Origin of the sequence: Flavobacterium rhizophilum, from assembly GCF_046000485.1 — a bacterium.
Lineage (GTDB): Bacteria > Bacteroidota > Bacteroidia > Flavobacteriales > Flavobacteriaceae > Flavobacterium > Flavobacterium rhizophilum.
Map to the genome: position 1 here is coordinate 114,292 of NZ_JBELQB010000011.1, position 18,038 is coordinate 132,329.

Below are 18,038 nucleotides of genomic sequence, written 5' to 3' on the forward strand. Positions count from 1 at the left end.
TGTTATTTAATTCAAGCCACGGCTGCAAAAAGCAGCCATGGCTATTTATGAATTTATTATCTGAAAATAGTAAAGTGTCCGACAAACTCTCTGTCATCCTCAGGATTATTTAGTTTTACAATATACCAATAATCTCCTGTTGGCAACTCCTGTCCGTTATATCTACCATCCCACTCCTGTCCTTGTCTTAGTGTAGCCAGTTTACGGCCATACCTGTCAAATACAAAGAACTCAAGGTTAGGGTAATTTTCTGCATGGCCAGGTGCCCATGTATCATTAATACCATCATCATTTGGTGACATCACATCCGGAAGGATAATGTCTACAAACTCATAGTATAATAATTTCTCGGCCACACAGCCTCTGCTGTCGGTTACAGTTACCACATAGGTTCCTGTTGAATAAATCTCAAACACATTATCAGTTCCCATATCTTCACCATTTAAGGTATAAGTATAACCTCCTGAACCTCCTGTTGTTGTTGCCGTAATCTCATTGATATCAGATTCGGCAAGTATCATTACCAGTGCAGTAGTATTTGTTACTGTTACAGGTTCAGTACTGTCTATACATCCTGAATCATGAAGTACATCTACCACATAAGTTCCGTCTGCAAGATTAGTGAACGTATTACTTGTTTGAGGAGTACCTCCGTTTAGTGAGTAGGTTACTGCACCCTGTACGGCTGTCTCAACATTTACCGTAAGTACATTTTCATCACAGTTGTAAACAAGTTCCGGTTGCGCGTTAATCATTATTGGAGCATCAATCCATACATCTATAGAGGCTACACATCCGTTAGCATCCTTAACATAAATGGTATAGGTTTGTCCACCATCAAGATCTGTATACATATCCTTACCTACTTCAAACGGCTCGTCCATATCCATACTTGTTGAGTATGGTGCAGTACCACCTGTTATATCAATAAGAATTGCTGCATTATCATCGTTCTCACAAATTTCAGGATATACTTCAACCTCAGTAAGTACTAACGACGTTGGCTCGTCTACAGTCGCTATATATTCTTTATAACATCCTGTTTCATCCTGTACTCTCACAGTGTATTGACCTGCTGCAATGTTAAATACGTTATTTTCGGTCATATCAAAATCCGGAGAGATACCATAGGTAAGTGCACCTACTCCTCCTGATCCGTTTACTGTAATCGTACCGTTATCCTCACCATTACAAAGCGCATCTACAACTGTTATTACTCCAAGAATTGGTTTTTCATGTCTAACCATGACATCTCTTGTAGTAACACATCCATTGGCATGCATTACGTATACCACATAGTTTCCGTCAGGAAGATCTGTAAATACATTTGAAGACTGATAGTTCACTCCGTCAAGAGAGTACATAACCTCGTCTGCAATTGCAGGATTGATATTAGTAACCGTAAGCATACTTAACGATACGTTGTTTGTACATATTGGAGTTACCGAAACTACCGGATTAATTACAACACCGTGCTCTATATTAAATACTATAGGTACAATTTGACATCCTGCCGCATCCTGAACAAACAGTACATGCTGACCACCACTTAGATTGGTATAAGTAAACTGATCCTGGATAAAGGTTACACCATCTAAACTTGTTGAATATGGCGCAGTACCACCAGATACTGTTACTGTTACATTACCATCGTTAGCGTTATAACAAGTCTCTCCTGTCCAGTCGGCAGATGCGATAATCTGAGTTTCAGACTGAGTTATAACAACGTTGTTGATTACCTGAACACATCCTAACTCATCTCTCACCCTAATGGTATATGTACCTGCAATTAGTGAAGAGAATGTGTTGTTAGTTGAATAAGTGTATATAGGAGAGATAGCATATTCTAACTGACCTGTACCTCCTGTAGCTGTAACTATAATCTCACCAGTGTCATCACCATAACAAATCACGTTTTGGGTAACTGTTGCTGTAGCATTTACAGACTGATGATCTTCTACATCAAAGTCAATTGTTTGGATACATCCGTTTACATGCTGTACATAAGCTGTATATGTACCTGCTGCAAGATCAATAAATGTATTTGAAGCCTGATAGTTAAACCCGTCTACAGAGTACTGAACTTCACCTAAGTATTGTGCATCAATATTAATTGTTACTACATTACCCGGCATGTTGTTCATACAGTTTGCAATAACATCTACAGTTGGCTGAGTGTTAACCCCCTGCTGGATTACAAAATCAATAGGAGTTATTGTACAACCGCTGTCGTCTGTCACATAAATAGTATGGGTGCCTGCTGAAAGATTTGAGTAAGTAAACTGATCCTGAACAAATGTTACACCATCTAAGCTTGTTGAGTATGGCGCAGTACCTCCCGTTACAGAAATTGTAACCGAACCGTTTGCATCTCCAATACAAGTTTCATCTACAGCTACATAAGTTGCTGCAAGAGGTTCTGCCGGAGTAGTTATTGTTAAAGTTGCTGATTCAACCTCACAACCTATACCATCGGTAACTCTTACTGTATAAGTACCTGCAGCAAGGTTAGTGAACACATTTGATGAACCGTAGATAAAGTCTGGAGAGATAGCATACTGTAGCGTACCTGTACCACCTGAAGCGGTTACTGTAATCTCACCCGTCTCTTCACCAAAACACAATACATTATTAACTACAATTGCCGTATCTATTGTAATAGGCTGTAGTGTATTGATAGTAAACGTTGTTGTTTCTATACATCCGTTTGCATGCTGAACATAAGCGGTGTAGTTGCCCGGCACTAAGTTGTTGAACACGTTTGACGCCTGATAAGTAGTACCGTCTACCGAGTAGGTTAAATCGGCAGGATCAAGTGTTTGAGAAGAAGCTACACTGATTGTAACCTCATTACCCGGCACGTTGTTCGTACAGTTGTCTACAACACTCGCACTCGGAGTCATATCAGCTCCCGGCTCAATATCAAAGGTTAACGGAACAGGAATACTACATCCGTTATCATCTGTAACATAAATAGTGTGTGTACCTGCTGTAAGGCCTGTGTAAGTAAACACATTCTCTACAAAATCGGCAGGATTGTTCGAATCAAGACTTGTAGAATATGGTGCAGTACCTCCTGTTACAGAGATAGTCACTGTACCATCCTGAGCATTGAAACATATCTCCGGCGTTACAACATCGATTACTGAAGTTAAGAAGTCTACCGGCTCATTTACCGTTAATGTAGCAGTCTCAATCTCACAACCTATACCATCGGTAACTCTCACAGTGTAATCACCTGCCGCAAGGTTAGTGAACACATTTGATGAACCGTAGATAAAGTCTGGAGAAATAGCGTACTGTAGCGTACCTGTACCACCTGAAGCGGTTACTGTAATCTCACCTGTTGACTCTCCTTTACACGATACATCGGCAGTTACTGCTTCTGTATCTATTGTAATAGGTTGTAGCGTATTGATAGTAAACGTTGTGGTTTCTATACATCCGTTAGCATGCTGAACATAAGCGGTGTAGTTGCCCGAAGCTAAGTTGTTGAACACATTTGACGCCTGATAAGTAGTACCGTCTACCGAGTACATTAAATCGGCAGGATCAAGTGTTTGCGATGAAGCTACACTGATTGTAACCTCATTACCCGGTACGTTGTTCGTACAGTTGTCTACAACACTCGCACTCGGAGTCATATCAGCTCCCGGCTCAATATCAAAGGTTAACGGAACAGGAATACTACATCCGTTATCATCTGTAACATAAATAGTGTGTGTACCTGCTGTAAGGCCTGTGTAAGTAAACACATTCTCTACAAAATCGGCAGGATTGTTCGAATCAAGACTTGTAGAATATGGTGCAGTACCTCCTGTTACAGAGATAGTCACTGTACCATCCTGAGCATTGAAACATATCTCCGGCGTTACAACATCGATTACTGAAGTTAAGAAGTCTACCGGCTCATTTACCGTTAATGTAGCAGTCTCAATCTCACAACCTATACCATCGGTAACTCTCACAGTGTAATCACCTGCCGCAAGGTTAGTGAACACATTTGATGAACCGTAGATAAAGTCTGGAGAAATAGCGTACTGTAGCGTACCTGTACCACCTGAAGCGGTTACTGTAATCTCACCTGTTGACTCTCCTTTACACGATACATCGGCAGTTACTGCTTCTGTATCTATTGTAATAGGTTGTAGCGTATTGATAGTAAACGTTGTGGTTTCTATACATCCGTTAGCATGCTGAACATAAGCGGTGTAGTTGCCCGAAGCTAAGTTGTTGAACACATTTGACGCCTGATAAGTAGTACCGTCTACCGAGTACATTAAATCGGCAGGATCAAGTGTTTGCGATGAAGCTACACTGATTGTAACCTCATTACCCGGTACGTTGTTCGTACAGTTGTCTACAACACTCGCACTCGGAGTCATATCGGCTCCTTCATTAATAGTTATATCAACTGGTGTGATAGCACAACCATGAGCATCGGTCACATAAATTGTGTGTGTGCCAACTGCTAAACCCGTATACACTAACTGGTCCTGAGTAAAGTCGGCAACATTGTTAGAATCTATACTTGTAGAATATGGCGCTGTACCTCCACTAATTGTTAGGGTAACAGTACCATCGGCAGCAGTGTAACATACCTCATCGGTAGTGGCCGCATTGTCTAAGCTTAACGGAGCTGTTGGTTCGTTTATCGTTAATATAGCAGTTCCTATTTCACAACCTATTTCATCTGTAACACTTACTGTATAGTCTCCCGCCGCAAGGTTAGTGAATACATTGTTTGTTGTATAGTTACCCGCGTCTGAAGAAATAGCATACAGTAATACACCTGTACCTCCTGAAGCGGTTACAGTAATCTCACCTGTTGACTCCCCATAACATAATACATCGGCAGTCACAACAGCACTGTCAATCACAATTGGCAGATGAACATCGATAGTAAAGTCTACCATTTGTACACATCCATTTGTATGCTGTATATAAGCTGTATAGTTACCCGGAGCAAGGTTTGCAAAATAATTATCTGTCTGGTAAGCCACACCATCTAACGAGTATGTTAGATCTGCAGGGTCAAGAGACGGATTCGTTAAAATAAATATTACGTTACCCGGTACGTTATTTGTACATGTAGGGTATACTTCGGCTACCGGCTGAATACTAACACCCTGTTCAATCTCAAAAGTTAACGGAACCGGAATACTACATCCGTTATCATCGGTCACATAAATAGTATGTGTACCTGCTGTAAGACCTGTATAAGTAAATACATCCTGAACATAATCTGCAGGGTTGTTAGAATCAAGACTTGTGTAATATGGTGGTGTACCTCCTGTTACAGAAATTGTTACTGTACCGTCCTGAGCATTGAAACATATTTCAGGTGTTACAACATCGATTGTAGAAGTAAGTACGTTAACTGGTTCTGTTACCTGTATTGCGTTTAGTACCACTTCACAACCTATACCATCGGTCACCATCACAGTATAACTTCCTGCGGCAAGGTCTGAGAACACGTTAGACGAACCGTAAATATAATCTGGAGAAATTGCGTACTGAAGCGTACCTGTACCCCCCGAAGCGGTTACTGTAATCTCACCTGTTGATTCTCCTTTACATCCTACATTGGTAGTTGCTACTGCCGAAGCAGTTACCGGTTGAAGTACATTAATAGTAAAGGTAGTTATTTGAACACATCCGTTAGTATGTCTTACATAAACTGTATAGTTACCCGGTGCCAAATTGTTAAATACGTTTGAAGCCTGATAGTTTGTACCATCCAGAGAGTATTGTAAGTCGGTAGGATTAAGCGTTTGTGATGAACTCACATCAACTGTTACCTCGTTACCCGGTACATTATTGGTACAGTTATCTACTACTGTAACCGATGGTGTCATATCACGCCCCTCATTGATAGTTATATCAACCGGTGTGATAGCACAACCATGAGCATCGGTCACATAAATAGTGTGTGTACCCGCTGTTAAACCTGTATATACTAACTGATCCTGAGTAAAATCAGCAGGATTACTCGAATCAACACTTGTAGAGTATGGTGCTGTACCTCCGCTAATGGTTAGTGTAACAGTACCATCGGCAGCAGTGTAACATACCTCATCGGTAGTTACTGCATTGTCTAAACTTAACGGAGCCGTTGGCTCGTTTATCGTTAATGTAGTCGTTTCAATCTCACAACCAAGGTCATCCGTTACCCTTACCGTATAATCACCTGCCGGAAGGTTTGCGAATACATTAGTCGAACTATATACAAATGAAGGAGATATTGCGTACTGAAGTGTACCTGTACCACCTGAAGCGGTTACTGTAATCTCACCCGTTGACTCTCCAAAACATAACACATTAGCAGTTACTGTTGCTGTATCTATGGTTATTGGTTGTAGTGTATTGATTGTGAATGCTGTTGTTTCTATACATCCGTTAGCATGCTGCACATAGGCAGTATAATTACCCGGAGCTAAGTTGTTGAACACGTTTGACGCCTGATAAGTAGTACCGTCTACAGAGTACTGCATATCAGCCGGGTCAAGAGTTTGTGATGAAGCCACACTAATAGTAACCTCATTACCCGGTACATTGTTAGTACAGTTGTCAACTACTGTAGCTGATGGTGTCATATCAACACCTTCATTGATCGTTATTACAAACGGTGTGATAGCACATCCGTTATCATCAGTCACATAAATAGTATGTGTACCCGCTGTTAAACCTGTATATACTAACTGATCCTGAGTAAAATCAGCAGGGTTACTCGAATCAACACTTGTAGAGTATGGTGCTGTACCTCCGCTAATGGTTAGTGTAACAGTACCATCGGCAGCAGTGTAACATACCTCATCGGTAGTAGCTGCATTATCTAAACTTAGCGGAGCCGTTGGCTCATCAACCACTATATTACCTGTTGTAATCTCACAACCTATATCATCTCTTACAGTAACAGTATATGTACCTGCTGTAAGATCTGTAAATACATTGTTAGTAGTAAAGTTCCCCGCATCTGTAGATATAGCATAAAGAAGCGTACCTGTACCGCCTGAAGCGTTTACTGTAATCTCACCTGTTGCATCGCCAAAACAAAGTACATCGGCTGTAGCAACAGCACTGTCTATAGCTATAGGCTGTAGTGCATTAATAGTGAAGTTTACTGTCTGTAAACATCCGTTTGTATGCTGTACATAAGCAGTATAATTTCCTGCGGCTAAGTTTACAAATGTATTTGAAGCCTGATAAGTAACACCATCTAAAGAGTACTGAAGTTCAGCAGGATCTATAGCTGCATTAGTAAGTATAAAGATTACGTTACCCGGTACATTGTTTGTACATGTAGGAATTATATCGGCTGTTGGCTGAATGCTTACACCCGGATTAACCGTAAATGTAAGTGGTGTAGCGATAACACATCCGTTAGCATCGGTAACATTAACGGTATGAGTACCTGCTGCCAGACCTGTATAAACAAACTGATCCTGAACATAAGCGGCACCATCCAAACTTGTTGAATATGGAGCAGTACCTCCTGTTACTGTAACAGTAACAGTACCATCAGCAGCATTTAAACATATTTCATCAGTAACATCATCTACAGAAGCTGTAAGTGCTGCAGTAGGCTCGTTTACTGTTAGTGTTACTGTTTCAATTTCACAACCTATACCGTCGGTTAACCTTACAGTATAATCACCTGCCGGAAGGTTCCCGAATACGTTAGTCGAACCATACACAAATGAAGGAGATATTGCGTACTGTAGTGTACCTGTACCACCTGTGGCGGTTACTGTAATCTCACCTGTTGATTCTCCAAAACATAACACATTTGCAGTTACTGTTGCCGTATCTATTGTTATTGGCTGTAGTGTATTGATTGTAAATGTTGTTGTTTCTGTACATCCGTTAACATGCTGTACATAGGCAGTGTAATTACCCGGAGCTAAGTTGCTGAATATGTTTGAAGCCTGATAAGCAGTACCATCTACCGAGTACGTTAAATCGGCAGGATCAAGTGTTTGTGATGAAGCCACACTAATAGTAACCTCATTACCTGGTACATTATTGGTACAGTTGTCAACAATATCTGCACTTGGTGTCATATCAACACCCTCATTGATAGTTATATCAACTGGTGTGATAGCACAACCATGAGCATCGGTCACATAAATAGTGTGTGTACCCGCTGTTAATCCTGTGTATACTAACTGATCCTGAGTAAAATCAGCAGGATTACTCGAATCAACACTTGTAGAGTATGGTGCTGTACCTCCGCTAATGGTTAGTGTAACAGTACCATCGGCAGCAGTGTAACATACCTCATCGGTAGTTACTGCATTGTCTAAACTTAACGGAGCCGTTGGCTCGTTTATCGTTAATGTAGTCGTTTCAATCTCACAACCAAGGTCATCCGTTACCCTTACAGTATAATCACCTGCCGGAAGGTTGCCGAATACATTAGCCGAACCATACGCAAAAGCAGGGGAAATAGCATACTGTAGTGTACCGGTACCACCCGATGCAGTTACTGTAATCTCACCTGTTGACTCTCCAAAACATAACACGTCAGCAGTTACTGTTGCTGTATCTATTGTTATTGGTAACAGGTTATCAATAGTAAAGTCTACATTTTTTATACATCCGTTTGTATGCTGTATATAAGCTGTATATGTACCCGGAGCTAGGTTAGTAAACGTATTTGAAGCCTGATAAGTAGTTCCGTCTACAGAGTATGTAATATCTGCTGCATTTAAACTCTGAGTTGTAGTATAATCAATAGTTACTACATTACCCGGTACATTATTGGTACAGTTATCAACTACAGTTGCACTCGGAGTCATATCAACTCCCGGTGGCATATACTGTTCTAACGCAGGGTTGATATCACATCCGTTAGTATCCATTACGTGAATACTATAAGCTGTACCTCCTGCCAAGTTAGTAAACGTATGTTGAGAACCGGTTACAGATATATACGTGAGTATATCATCTGACGGATCCATAATGTTGTCTATAGCGATTTCATAAGTACCCGTACCACCTGTTATATTAACAGTGATTGATGCGTTAGAATCTCCTAAACAAACCTCATTTACAAGGCTTGCAATATCTATTGAAGCCTCAAGAAGAGCAGGGTTTAAAATTTCAACCTGGAACAGTTCAAAACATCCGTTCTGATCCTGAGCGATAACATCATATAAACCTGCTGCAAGATTAGTAAATACATTAGTGTCTACAAACTGGTCAAGATTTGGAGAGATTGCATACTGAACATTTCCTGTACCACCCGAAGCTGTAACGGTAATAGTACCATTCTGCTCATTGTAACACAGTACATTTGTATGCGATACCGATGCTATGAATTCCGGTGGAGATGTGATGTTAATTGCCGGAGAAGTTTCCTCACAGTCACCACTTATCACATGAACGTAGTAAGTACCTGTTGCAAGACCTGTAAAAGTATTCTCCGTCTGCGGACCTGCGATAACAAGACTTCCGCTGTCAAGAAGTTCATAACTGTAGTTACCTAAACCTCCCGTTACATTTGCTGTAATAGAAGCTGTTGACTCCCCAAAACAGTTAATCACTGCATTGGTAAGGTCTAAGTTTATTGTTAGTGGCGGTACCGGAAGTACTGTAACTTCATTACTAAGTACTGCCGTACAGTTATTAGCATCGGTTACATATACCTGGTACGTTCCTGCCGATAAGCCTGAAAATACTGTAGTAGTATCATAAGTAATACCATCTAAGCTGTACTGGTATGGCGCTATACCTCCTGTTGCAGAAACTGTAATCTCTGCACCTGTTGTACAGGTTAATGTATCTGTAAGGTTAAGGAAAGCCTGAATCGGATCCGGTTCTGTAATCTCAACTGTTACCGTAGTAACATCACAGTTCCATCCGTCTGTTACAGTTATACTGTAAATACCAGCTCCCAGATTATTAAACGAAGGAGTTAGCTGTGCATCTGAACTATACACAATTGTAGTACCTGCATCATCATAAGTATTTAGTATATACTGATAAATACCCTCACCTCCGGCAACAGATGTTGCTGTTATGGTAGCAGTATTATCTCCGTTACAAAGAAGAGCTGTTGCCGAAGCTGAAATACTTGCCGTAATAGGTGCCGGCTGTACCAGATTAATAGTTTGAGAAACAATACAACCTCCGGCATCCTGTACCGAAACAGTATAGTTTCCTGCTGCTAATCCGGTGAAGGTACTGTTTGTAGCATAAGCCTGAACCGTGGTTGAAGTAGTGTTGTTTACCAGTTCATACTGATAAGTGCCCCAACCACCTGTAGCGGTAGCTATAATCTCTCCTTGGTCGTTTGTACAGGTAACACTTGCTGTTTGAGAAGCGTTTAGTACTAACGGGTTTGAAGGAGAACCAATTGTTATCACATTAGAGTCGGCAGTACAGAAAGGACTGTCTGTAGCTGTAATGGTAACATAATGATTACCTGCAACTAAACCTGTTATGATATAAGGGTTTGTAGTTGTGGTATTACTGCCACTACCTACCGTAGCACCTAAAGAGTCGGTCACTACAAAGTCGTAGTTTCCGTTATAACCTGTTACGTTTATAGTGATAGTACCATCAGTACCGCCATAACAGGTAACCTGAGTAGAAGCTGTAGCCTCTACTGCAATAGTATCAAAAGGAACAATGTCGTATGGTGTTGAAGTAACTTCATAACATCCCGTTACGTTATCTGTTACCTGGAAGTTATAGCTACCCGGTGCAGAAAGGTCGAATGTTGCTGTGTATACTCCGGCGCCCGGTGTTACCGAAGCCTGCGAACCTAACGGAAGCAGATCAAAAGTAAAATCGCCCGAACCTCCTGTTACCGTAATAGTAACTGTTTCGTCATTGTTACATGTTATTTCTGTTAGAAGTGTAGGAACAACATCTATTATTTCCGGCAACGGATTTATTGTTAGCGGGAATGTTGTCGTACAGTTGTTACTGTCTTTAACTGTAACAGTAATATTTTGTACAGCACCGTTATCTACAACTTCAAAAATATTTGTTGTAAAGAAGTTCGTACCATCTATACTGTAAGTGTAAGGAGCCGTACCTGTGCCCGCCCCTACTGCTGCAGTAATTACCGATGTTTGAACTGTATTTGTAGCATCACAGGCAAAATCAGTTGCTGTTGCAGTTAATGTTAGTACTGAAGGTTCTGTAATCACTACTGTTTCGGTAGCAATACAGTTTTTACCTGAAGTTACCGTTATATCATACGTTCCGGCAGCTAATCCTGTAAATGTATTAGAGTTTTGTACTACCGGCGGATTAGTTCCGTCATCAAGTGTATAAGTATAAACAGGATTATCGTTAGAAGCATCTAGAGTTACTACTATCGATCCGTCATTTGCGCCATTACAGCTTACATTTTGTGAAGCGTAAGTAAACACTACCGGAGTAGGCTCTTCAAGGCTAACTGGAGCTGTTACACTACATCCTGTTGTACTATCTGTAACAACCACGATGTAGTCACCAAATGGCTGACCTGTAAATACATTTGAAGCATTTGCAGCAACAATTACAGCGTTTGATGAATCCTGTAGCTCGTAAGTATAGTTACCCGAACCTCCTGCTGCTGTTACCGTAATCTCACCATCATTAGTTGTACAGGTTGGCTGTGCCGTAACTGCCAGTGACAGGTTTAATGGAGGATAAATAGTTATAGTTTGCGGGTTAGTACAACCATTAACGTCTCTAACCTCTACCGTATAAGTTCCTGAAGTAAGACCGTCGTAAGTAAATGTAGTACCCGACTGTGCCTGATATCCACCACCATTAAAACTGTAAGTGTATGGAGGCATACCAGCTGTAGTAAGGTCTACCTGAATTGAATAATTACCTTCGGCAGTATTACATTGCTGAACAACAGACAATGCAATTACCGGAGAAGGATCTGTATCAAGAACTATTGGTGTAGCAGTTGGCTGGATACATCCGTAAGCATCCATTGCATATACCGTATAAGTACCACCTTCAACATTAAAGCTGTTAGCACTACTCCATCCTGCGCTTCCTGCTGTTGGTGCAGCATCTGTACTTGGTTGGATTAAGTACTGGTATGGTGCCGTACCACCCTCTGCAGTTGCCGATATAACACCTGCATTAGTATTACAGTTATCGTTTGTTATAACCACGGCCGATACTTCAAGAAGCTCAGCCGACTGAACAATTGTAAATTGAGCAGAAGCATTAGTACAACTTGCTAAACCTCCGTCAAGCTCAGTAAATAATATATAATAGGTACCCGGCTCTAAAGGTCCAACATTAGAAACTGTTTCCGGCCCGACAGATACAGGTACTGTACCTCCTACTACCGGTGAAAGGGGTGTATTCGTTTGTGCATAATATACCTCATAGCCTACCTGAGTAGCTCCACTGGCATAACCATCTATAGTAAAGGTAATATTACCATCGGCACTACCTGTACAGGTTACATTATTAACAGTATCAATAGTAGAGGTTAATGCAGATAATGGCGGAATAGCAATATCAGCCGATTTAAAGTAGTAACAGTTTGTTGTTATATCGTGTACAACAAATGTGTATACTATACCAGGAATTAAACCTGTAAATATTCTTGTGTCTGTACCTGAGTTGGCAGGCTGATAGTCATTCACTGGATCGTCTACATAAGGTAGATTCAACTGTTCTAAAATCGCAAATTCATAGTTACCACTACCTACACTTGCCTGAACTGTTACTGCTGCCGTACCACCAGACAAACAGTCTGCTGGCGGTGTAGGTGTTACACTAATGTCAAGATCTGTTGGCGGAGAAGCAATTACAATATTGTCATCTACAACAGTACAACCGTTAGCGTCTACAATCGAAAGGGTATAGATACCAAAGTTAAGTACCTGGAAAGTATGGTCTTCATTACCCGGTGTAGTTGAGTACTGCTGTACTGAACTATCGTAGTTATTTGTTAAATAATAAGTATAATCTGCAGTACCTCCAGCTGTATTTTCAATTATAATTTCACCAAAGGTTGTATCCGGGTTATTACATGTAATTGGTACAATAGAGACATTAAACGTAATAGGATCCGGTTCTGTGATAACAACAGTAGCTGTATCTGTACAAGAGTTATCATCCGTTAAGGTTACCGTATAACTACCTGCAGGTAAACCTGTAGTTTGTGTACCATAATCGGTACCTGTAGTATCGTTATATACGTTTATTGTAAATGGACCTGTACCGGTTGTGTTATCCACAACAACAGTAATAGCCCCAGAGCTGTCACCATTACATAATACTGCCTGCGACTGTGTTGCAGAAGTAATAGACGGTAATGTAAGCGGTGCAATGTTTATAATGTTTGATTGTACCACACATCCGTTAGCATCTGTAATACGGAATCTGTAAGAACCCGCAGTAGCTGTTTGGAAACTTATTGAAGATCCTGTTACGGCCGAAGAAGTACCGTAAGTAGTACCTCCGTTTGAAGAAACTTCATAAGTATAAGCTGCAGTACCTCCGTTTATGGCTACAGTTATTTGTGCATCAGGAGAAGCTGTACAGTCTAAACCTTTTACAAAGGAAGCCATAGCTGTAAGTGTTGGTGCTATGGTTTGTGTAACCGAATCAGTACATCCGTAAGCATCAGTAACCACTATGGTATAACTACCAGGTGTTAGGCTGGCAAATACATTAGATGACTGATCCGGATTTCCGTTAATCGAGTAAGTGAACGGAGCTGTACCATCTGTAACCGATACCGTTAGTGAAGCACCATTAGCATCATAACAAATATCAGAACCTGAAATTGAAGCCGTAGGCGGTACAGGTGTAGTTAATGTAAATGTATCTGTAACGGTACAGTTGTTAGCATCTGTTACCGATATGGTATAAGTACCGTTTTGAGTAAGCCCTGTAAACGATGAACCCGACTGTGGTCCTACTGTAGAGGAATCAGGTAGCGTTAAGGTATACTCATAACCACCCCATCCTCCAGTAGCAATAACATTTAAGCTACCGTCTGCAAGACAGGTTATAGGGTTAACAGTGTTTGTAATTGCTAAAGCTGCCGACGGAGCACTAATAGTAACCGTTGCAGTTGCTGTACAACCTGTAACATTATCCTGTACTGTTATTGTATATGCATCTGCTGCAAGGCCTGTAAGGGCTATTGTAGCATTTGTAGCCGATGCAGAAGAGGAAACAGAAGTTGATGCTCCATTAACCACATCGTAAGTATAGTTTGTAGAGAAGCTCGAAACGTTAAAGTTAAGTGTACCATCTGTAGCACCAAAACAAGTAACATTGCTTACAGGCTGACCGTTAACCGCAATTGGAGTTAACTGTTGTATTGTATAGTTTTCACTGTAAGTACATCCTTTACTGTCTGTAACCATAAAGGTATATGTACCCGCAGCAAGACCTGTAAATACATTGTTTGTTCCGTTGTTTGTTATAGCTGCTGCCGGAGCCGTAATCTCGTAGTTAAACGGCGCCTCACCTCCTGTAACAGCAAGAGTAAGATCTGAAGTCAATGCCGGACAGCTAGGTGTAGTGGCACTCACAGTAAGATCTGACGGTTGTACTACAGGGTCAATCACTATAGTATCAATTACATGAGTACAGTTGTTAGCATCTCTTACTGTAATAGTATAAGTACCTGCTGTAAGACCTGTAAAGCTCGTTGCTGTACCAAAAGTAATTCCGTCAATACTGTATTCATAAGTTGGTGTACCACCTGCTATTGTAGAAGTATCTACTGTTATGGTAGCCCCTAAAGATCCTGCTACAGTACAGTCAAACTCCTGTGTAACTGCTGCTGTACCTCCTGTTATTGGATCTGGCTCAGTAATAGTAAAGTCAAACGGGAACTCACAAGTTCTGTTTCCTTTAGTCTCACGTAAAACTACTGTATAATCACCGGGAGCAAGTGAAGTAAATGTACCCGAATTGTTTGATGTAATGATTGTATCGGTAGCATCAAAAAGATCAAAAGACACATTATATCCGTTAGTATTAGTAACGGTATATATAATTGATCCGTCGTTAGCACCATTACAACTCACCATATTTACAGAAGTTGTATACTCAACATCAGGAACAAGTATTATGGTAACTTCATTAGAAAGACTGGTACATCCGTTACCATCCATTACAATGAATACATAATCTCCTTCATGACCTATAAGTACATCAAAAATTACACTGGTTTGGAAATCTGATGCAGTAGGATTTTTTAGCACACCATTCTCACTGTAAATAGCATAGATGTAAGGTGTTTTACCTCCGGAAGCATTCATTTGGATATTACCCTCTTTACAGGAAATATTCTGAGAAACGGATGCTACTAAATCAAGGTCACTTTCATCTATAATCGTAACCGAACCTGTTTCACTACACCCGTCATCTGTAGTAACAGTATAATTATATGTGCCAGGGTTAAGGTTTTCAAAAAGGTGGTTATTATCGATTACAGGACCATGTGAGTCACTTGACGGACCTGTAATCTCAAAGTAATATTGCGGACCTACATTTAGCGCCTGTAGCCTAATGCTACCTAAACCGTCACACGTTGCATTTTCGGTAATAACATTAACACTAATAGCATTATTTTGTATACCTATATTTCCTACAGAAAATTCACAGTAGGTATTACCCGGTGTGGTATCTACCCCCTGTTGCCTGATATTAACGGTATAAATACCTGAAGCCGTAATATCAAATGATGGTCCCATACCATCGGCATAGTCATAAATAACAGTATTTGTACTCTGGTTTACTAACTGATATTCATAACCTGCAGGTACGTTTGTAATGGTAATATTTCCGTCACTACCACAAACAATATTTTCTTTTGTGTATTGAGGATCAAGTAGGTTTTTATACACATTGAAGTAAAATGTACCAAAACATCCGTCATAGTTTACTACCAAACGGTACTGACCAGATGTATCTGCAGTATAATCCTGACCTGTAGAAACTTCAACCCAACTACTGTTAGGACAGCCTACCCAAGGACAGTCTGACGGTAAATCGCCACACGTACTACAAGCTGATAAACAGTCTGACTCATCAAGCTTTTGCCAGCTTATACTTGTAGCATCTGTAATACCTGTTTCAATTAGTTGTTCATCATCTGCACCACATAAAAAGATATTCGGCATAACCTTACCGTTATTTGCACACATAGGTGTTTCATCGGCAAATGGTATAACCGGGTTTGGTATAATGGTACTGTAGCTGTTTACCGTTACGTGTTCTGTTGTAGAAACACAAGGAGCAGCCGCAGTATTTATCACATAGTATTCTCCTTCTGCAGTTATGGTTATGGTTTGTGTAGTACCAATTAGGTTATCATCACTATCATACCATTCGTAACTGTCGTACCCGTCTGGTGCCGAAACATCAACAGAAGTAGAACAAAGAGTTACTGTACGTTCAAAATTACAATCGTCTATATCTACAAGGAAGTTTGCCGGACCTGTAACGGGCTGACCACATCCGTTAATCCCTGCAATACTTGGATCGTTAGAAATAACGTTACTGTTTAATACACCCTGATAAGTAGCATAAGCACTGTTCTGGATAATATTAGAACACGCATCTTTAAGGTCATTACAACTTTCTGCCACCCTAACTAAAAGGCGTATCTCATAAGCAGGATCGTTTTCTTCAACAAGTTCATCAGGAATAATGAAAGTAATTGTTTCTGTTACAGGATCATAACTATAGTTACTGTCATCCATACCACTTTCAGGACTAAACGTTACACCCTGAAAATATGTATTGTTCGGAAGTATATCGGTAATGGTAAACGAAGTTGTATCGTCATTACCTAAGTTTTGAAAGCTTATTACATATTCTAAATAGTCGCCAAGGTTCACATCGGCACCACCTATATCATTACCTGCTAAATCTTCAACCGTTTTTACCAACTGGATATCCGGCTCAATAATATCAACACTAAGCGCATTGAAGAACATAAAGTAAGTATCTCCTGTAGATGTGATTCTCAGGTTAGCTCCGGTAGAACTATTATGAATTAATCCCTGATTAATATTAATTATATCTGCATCATATCCAAGTGTATTACTACTATTTGGAACCCTATTGGTGAAATTTTGCTCAACATCACCTGCATCAAGGTAAGTTATATTACTATTGAAGAAATTATTAGACGGATTTAAATTGTTAGAAAGATTAGTATAGTTTGTTTCAGAAGCATCTTTGAATCTTAATCTATCTCCTGTAATATCCCTATCTCCCTCAAGTGCACAAGCCATTAACTTAGCTCTTACCGGTAGCGGTGCCGGTACTGTTGTAAAACCAGTATAATTAACATCTATACTTCCCAACCCACTATTTACTCCGGCAAAACCGTCGTAAGAAGTTACATATTTCCCCGGCTTATTAGGATTTTCATACACGATGAAAATAGTCCATCCTCCTGAGACACCTCCTGAAACACTACCTTGAGTTGCTCGTATATTGGCTGCGGTGTATGTACCATTAGGATTTCCCAGCCCGGCAATAAGAGTTGTAATATCTGCATAACAAACGTAGGGACTGCTTGAATTTAAGGAAGCACTACCAAAGCCATCGTAAATTACAGTCCCGGTAATATCAGTATAGTTAGCAGCTCCCGGCAACTTTAATTTTACCTCATTAAAGTTAGTTACCCTGGTACTACTACCACTCCCTGAACTACTGTTATACCTATAAGTTGCAGACCAGTACATGGCAGCATAAACTACCGTACTACAGCTTACATCAGTAATAGTGGAGAGTGTTGCGCTACTCGAACTGAAAGTAGACGAATCACCATCAATATCAATATAACGCATGGTATAATTATCATTGTAATTACTCCATTCCCCCCATTGCGGATAAGCATCCTCCGGATCGTATGAGCTATTATCCCTGTTAACAATATTATTGGAGATTTGAGTAATATCACCCTTAATATTGTCCTGATACCTTATCGTAAAAGGTACCTCTAACTGTGCCTGCATGGCAAAACACGACAGTAAAAACCCTAGCAGGATCTTTATCCTTAAATTGTGTATTCTTAAATGCATTTGTGT

At 40.4% G+C, this 18,038-nt stretch carries 1 protein-coding gene; it reads right to left on the reverse strand.

All coding sequences use genetic code 11. The features are described from left to right. Positions 1–56: 56 nt before the first annotated feature. A complete protein-coding gene (locus ABS768_RS14315) occupies positions 57–18,032 on the reverse strand; it encodes a T9SS type B sorting domain-containing protein (RefSeq protein WP_408075625.1) in 17,976 nt (5,991 codons plus the stop codon). Positions 18,033–18,038: the final 6 nt, after the last annotated feature.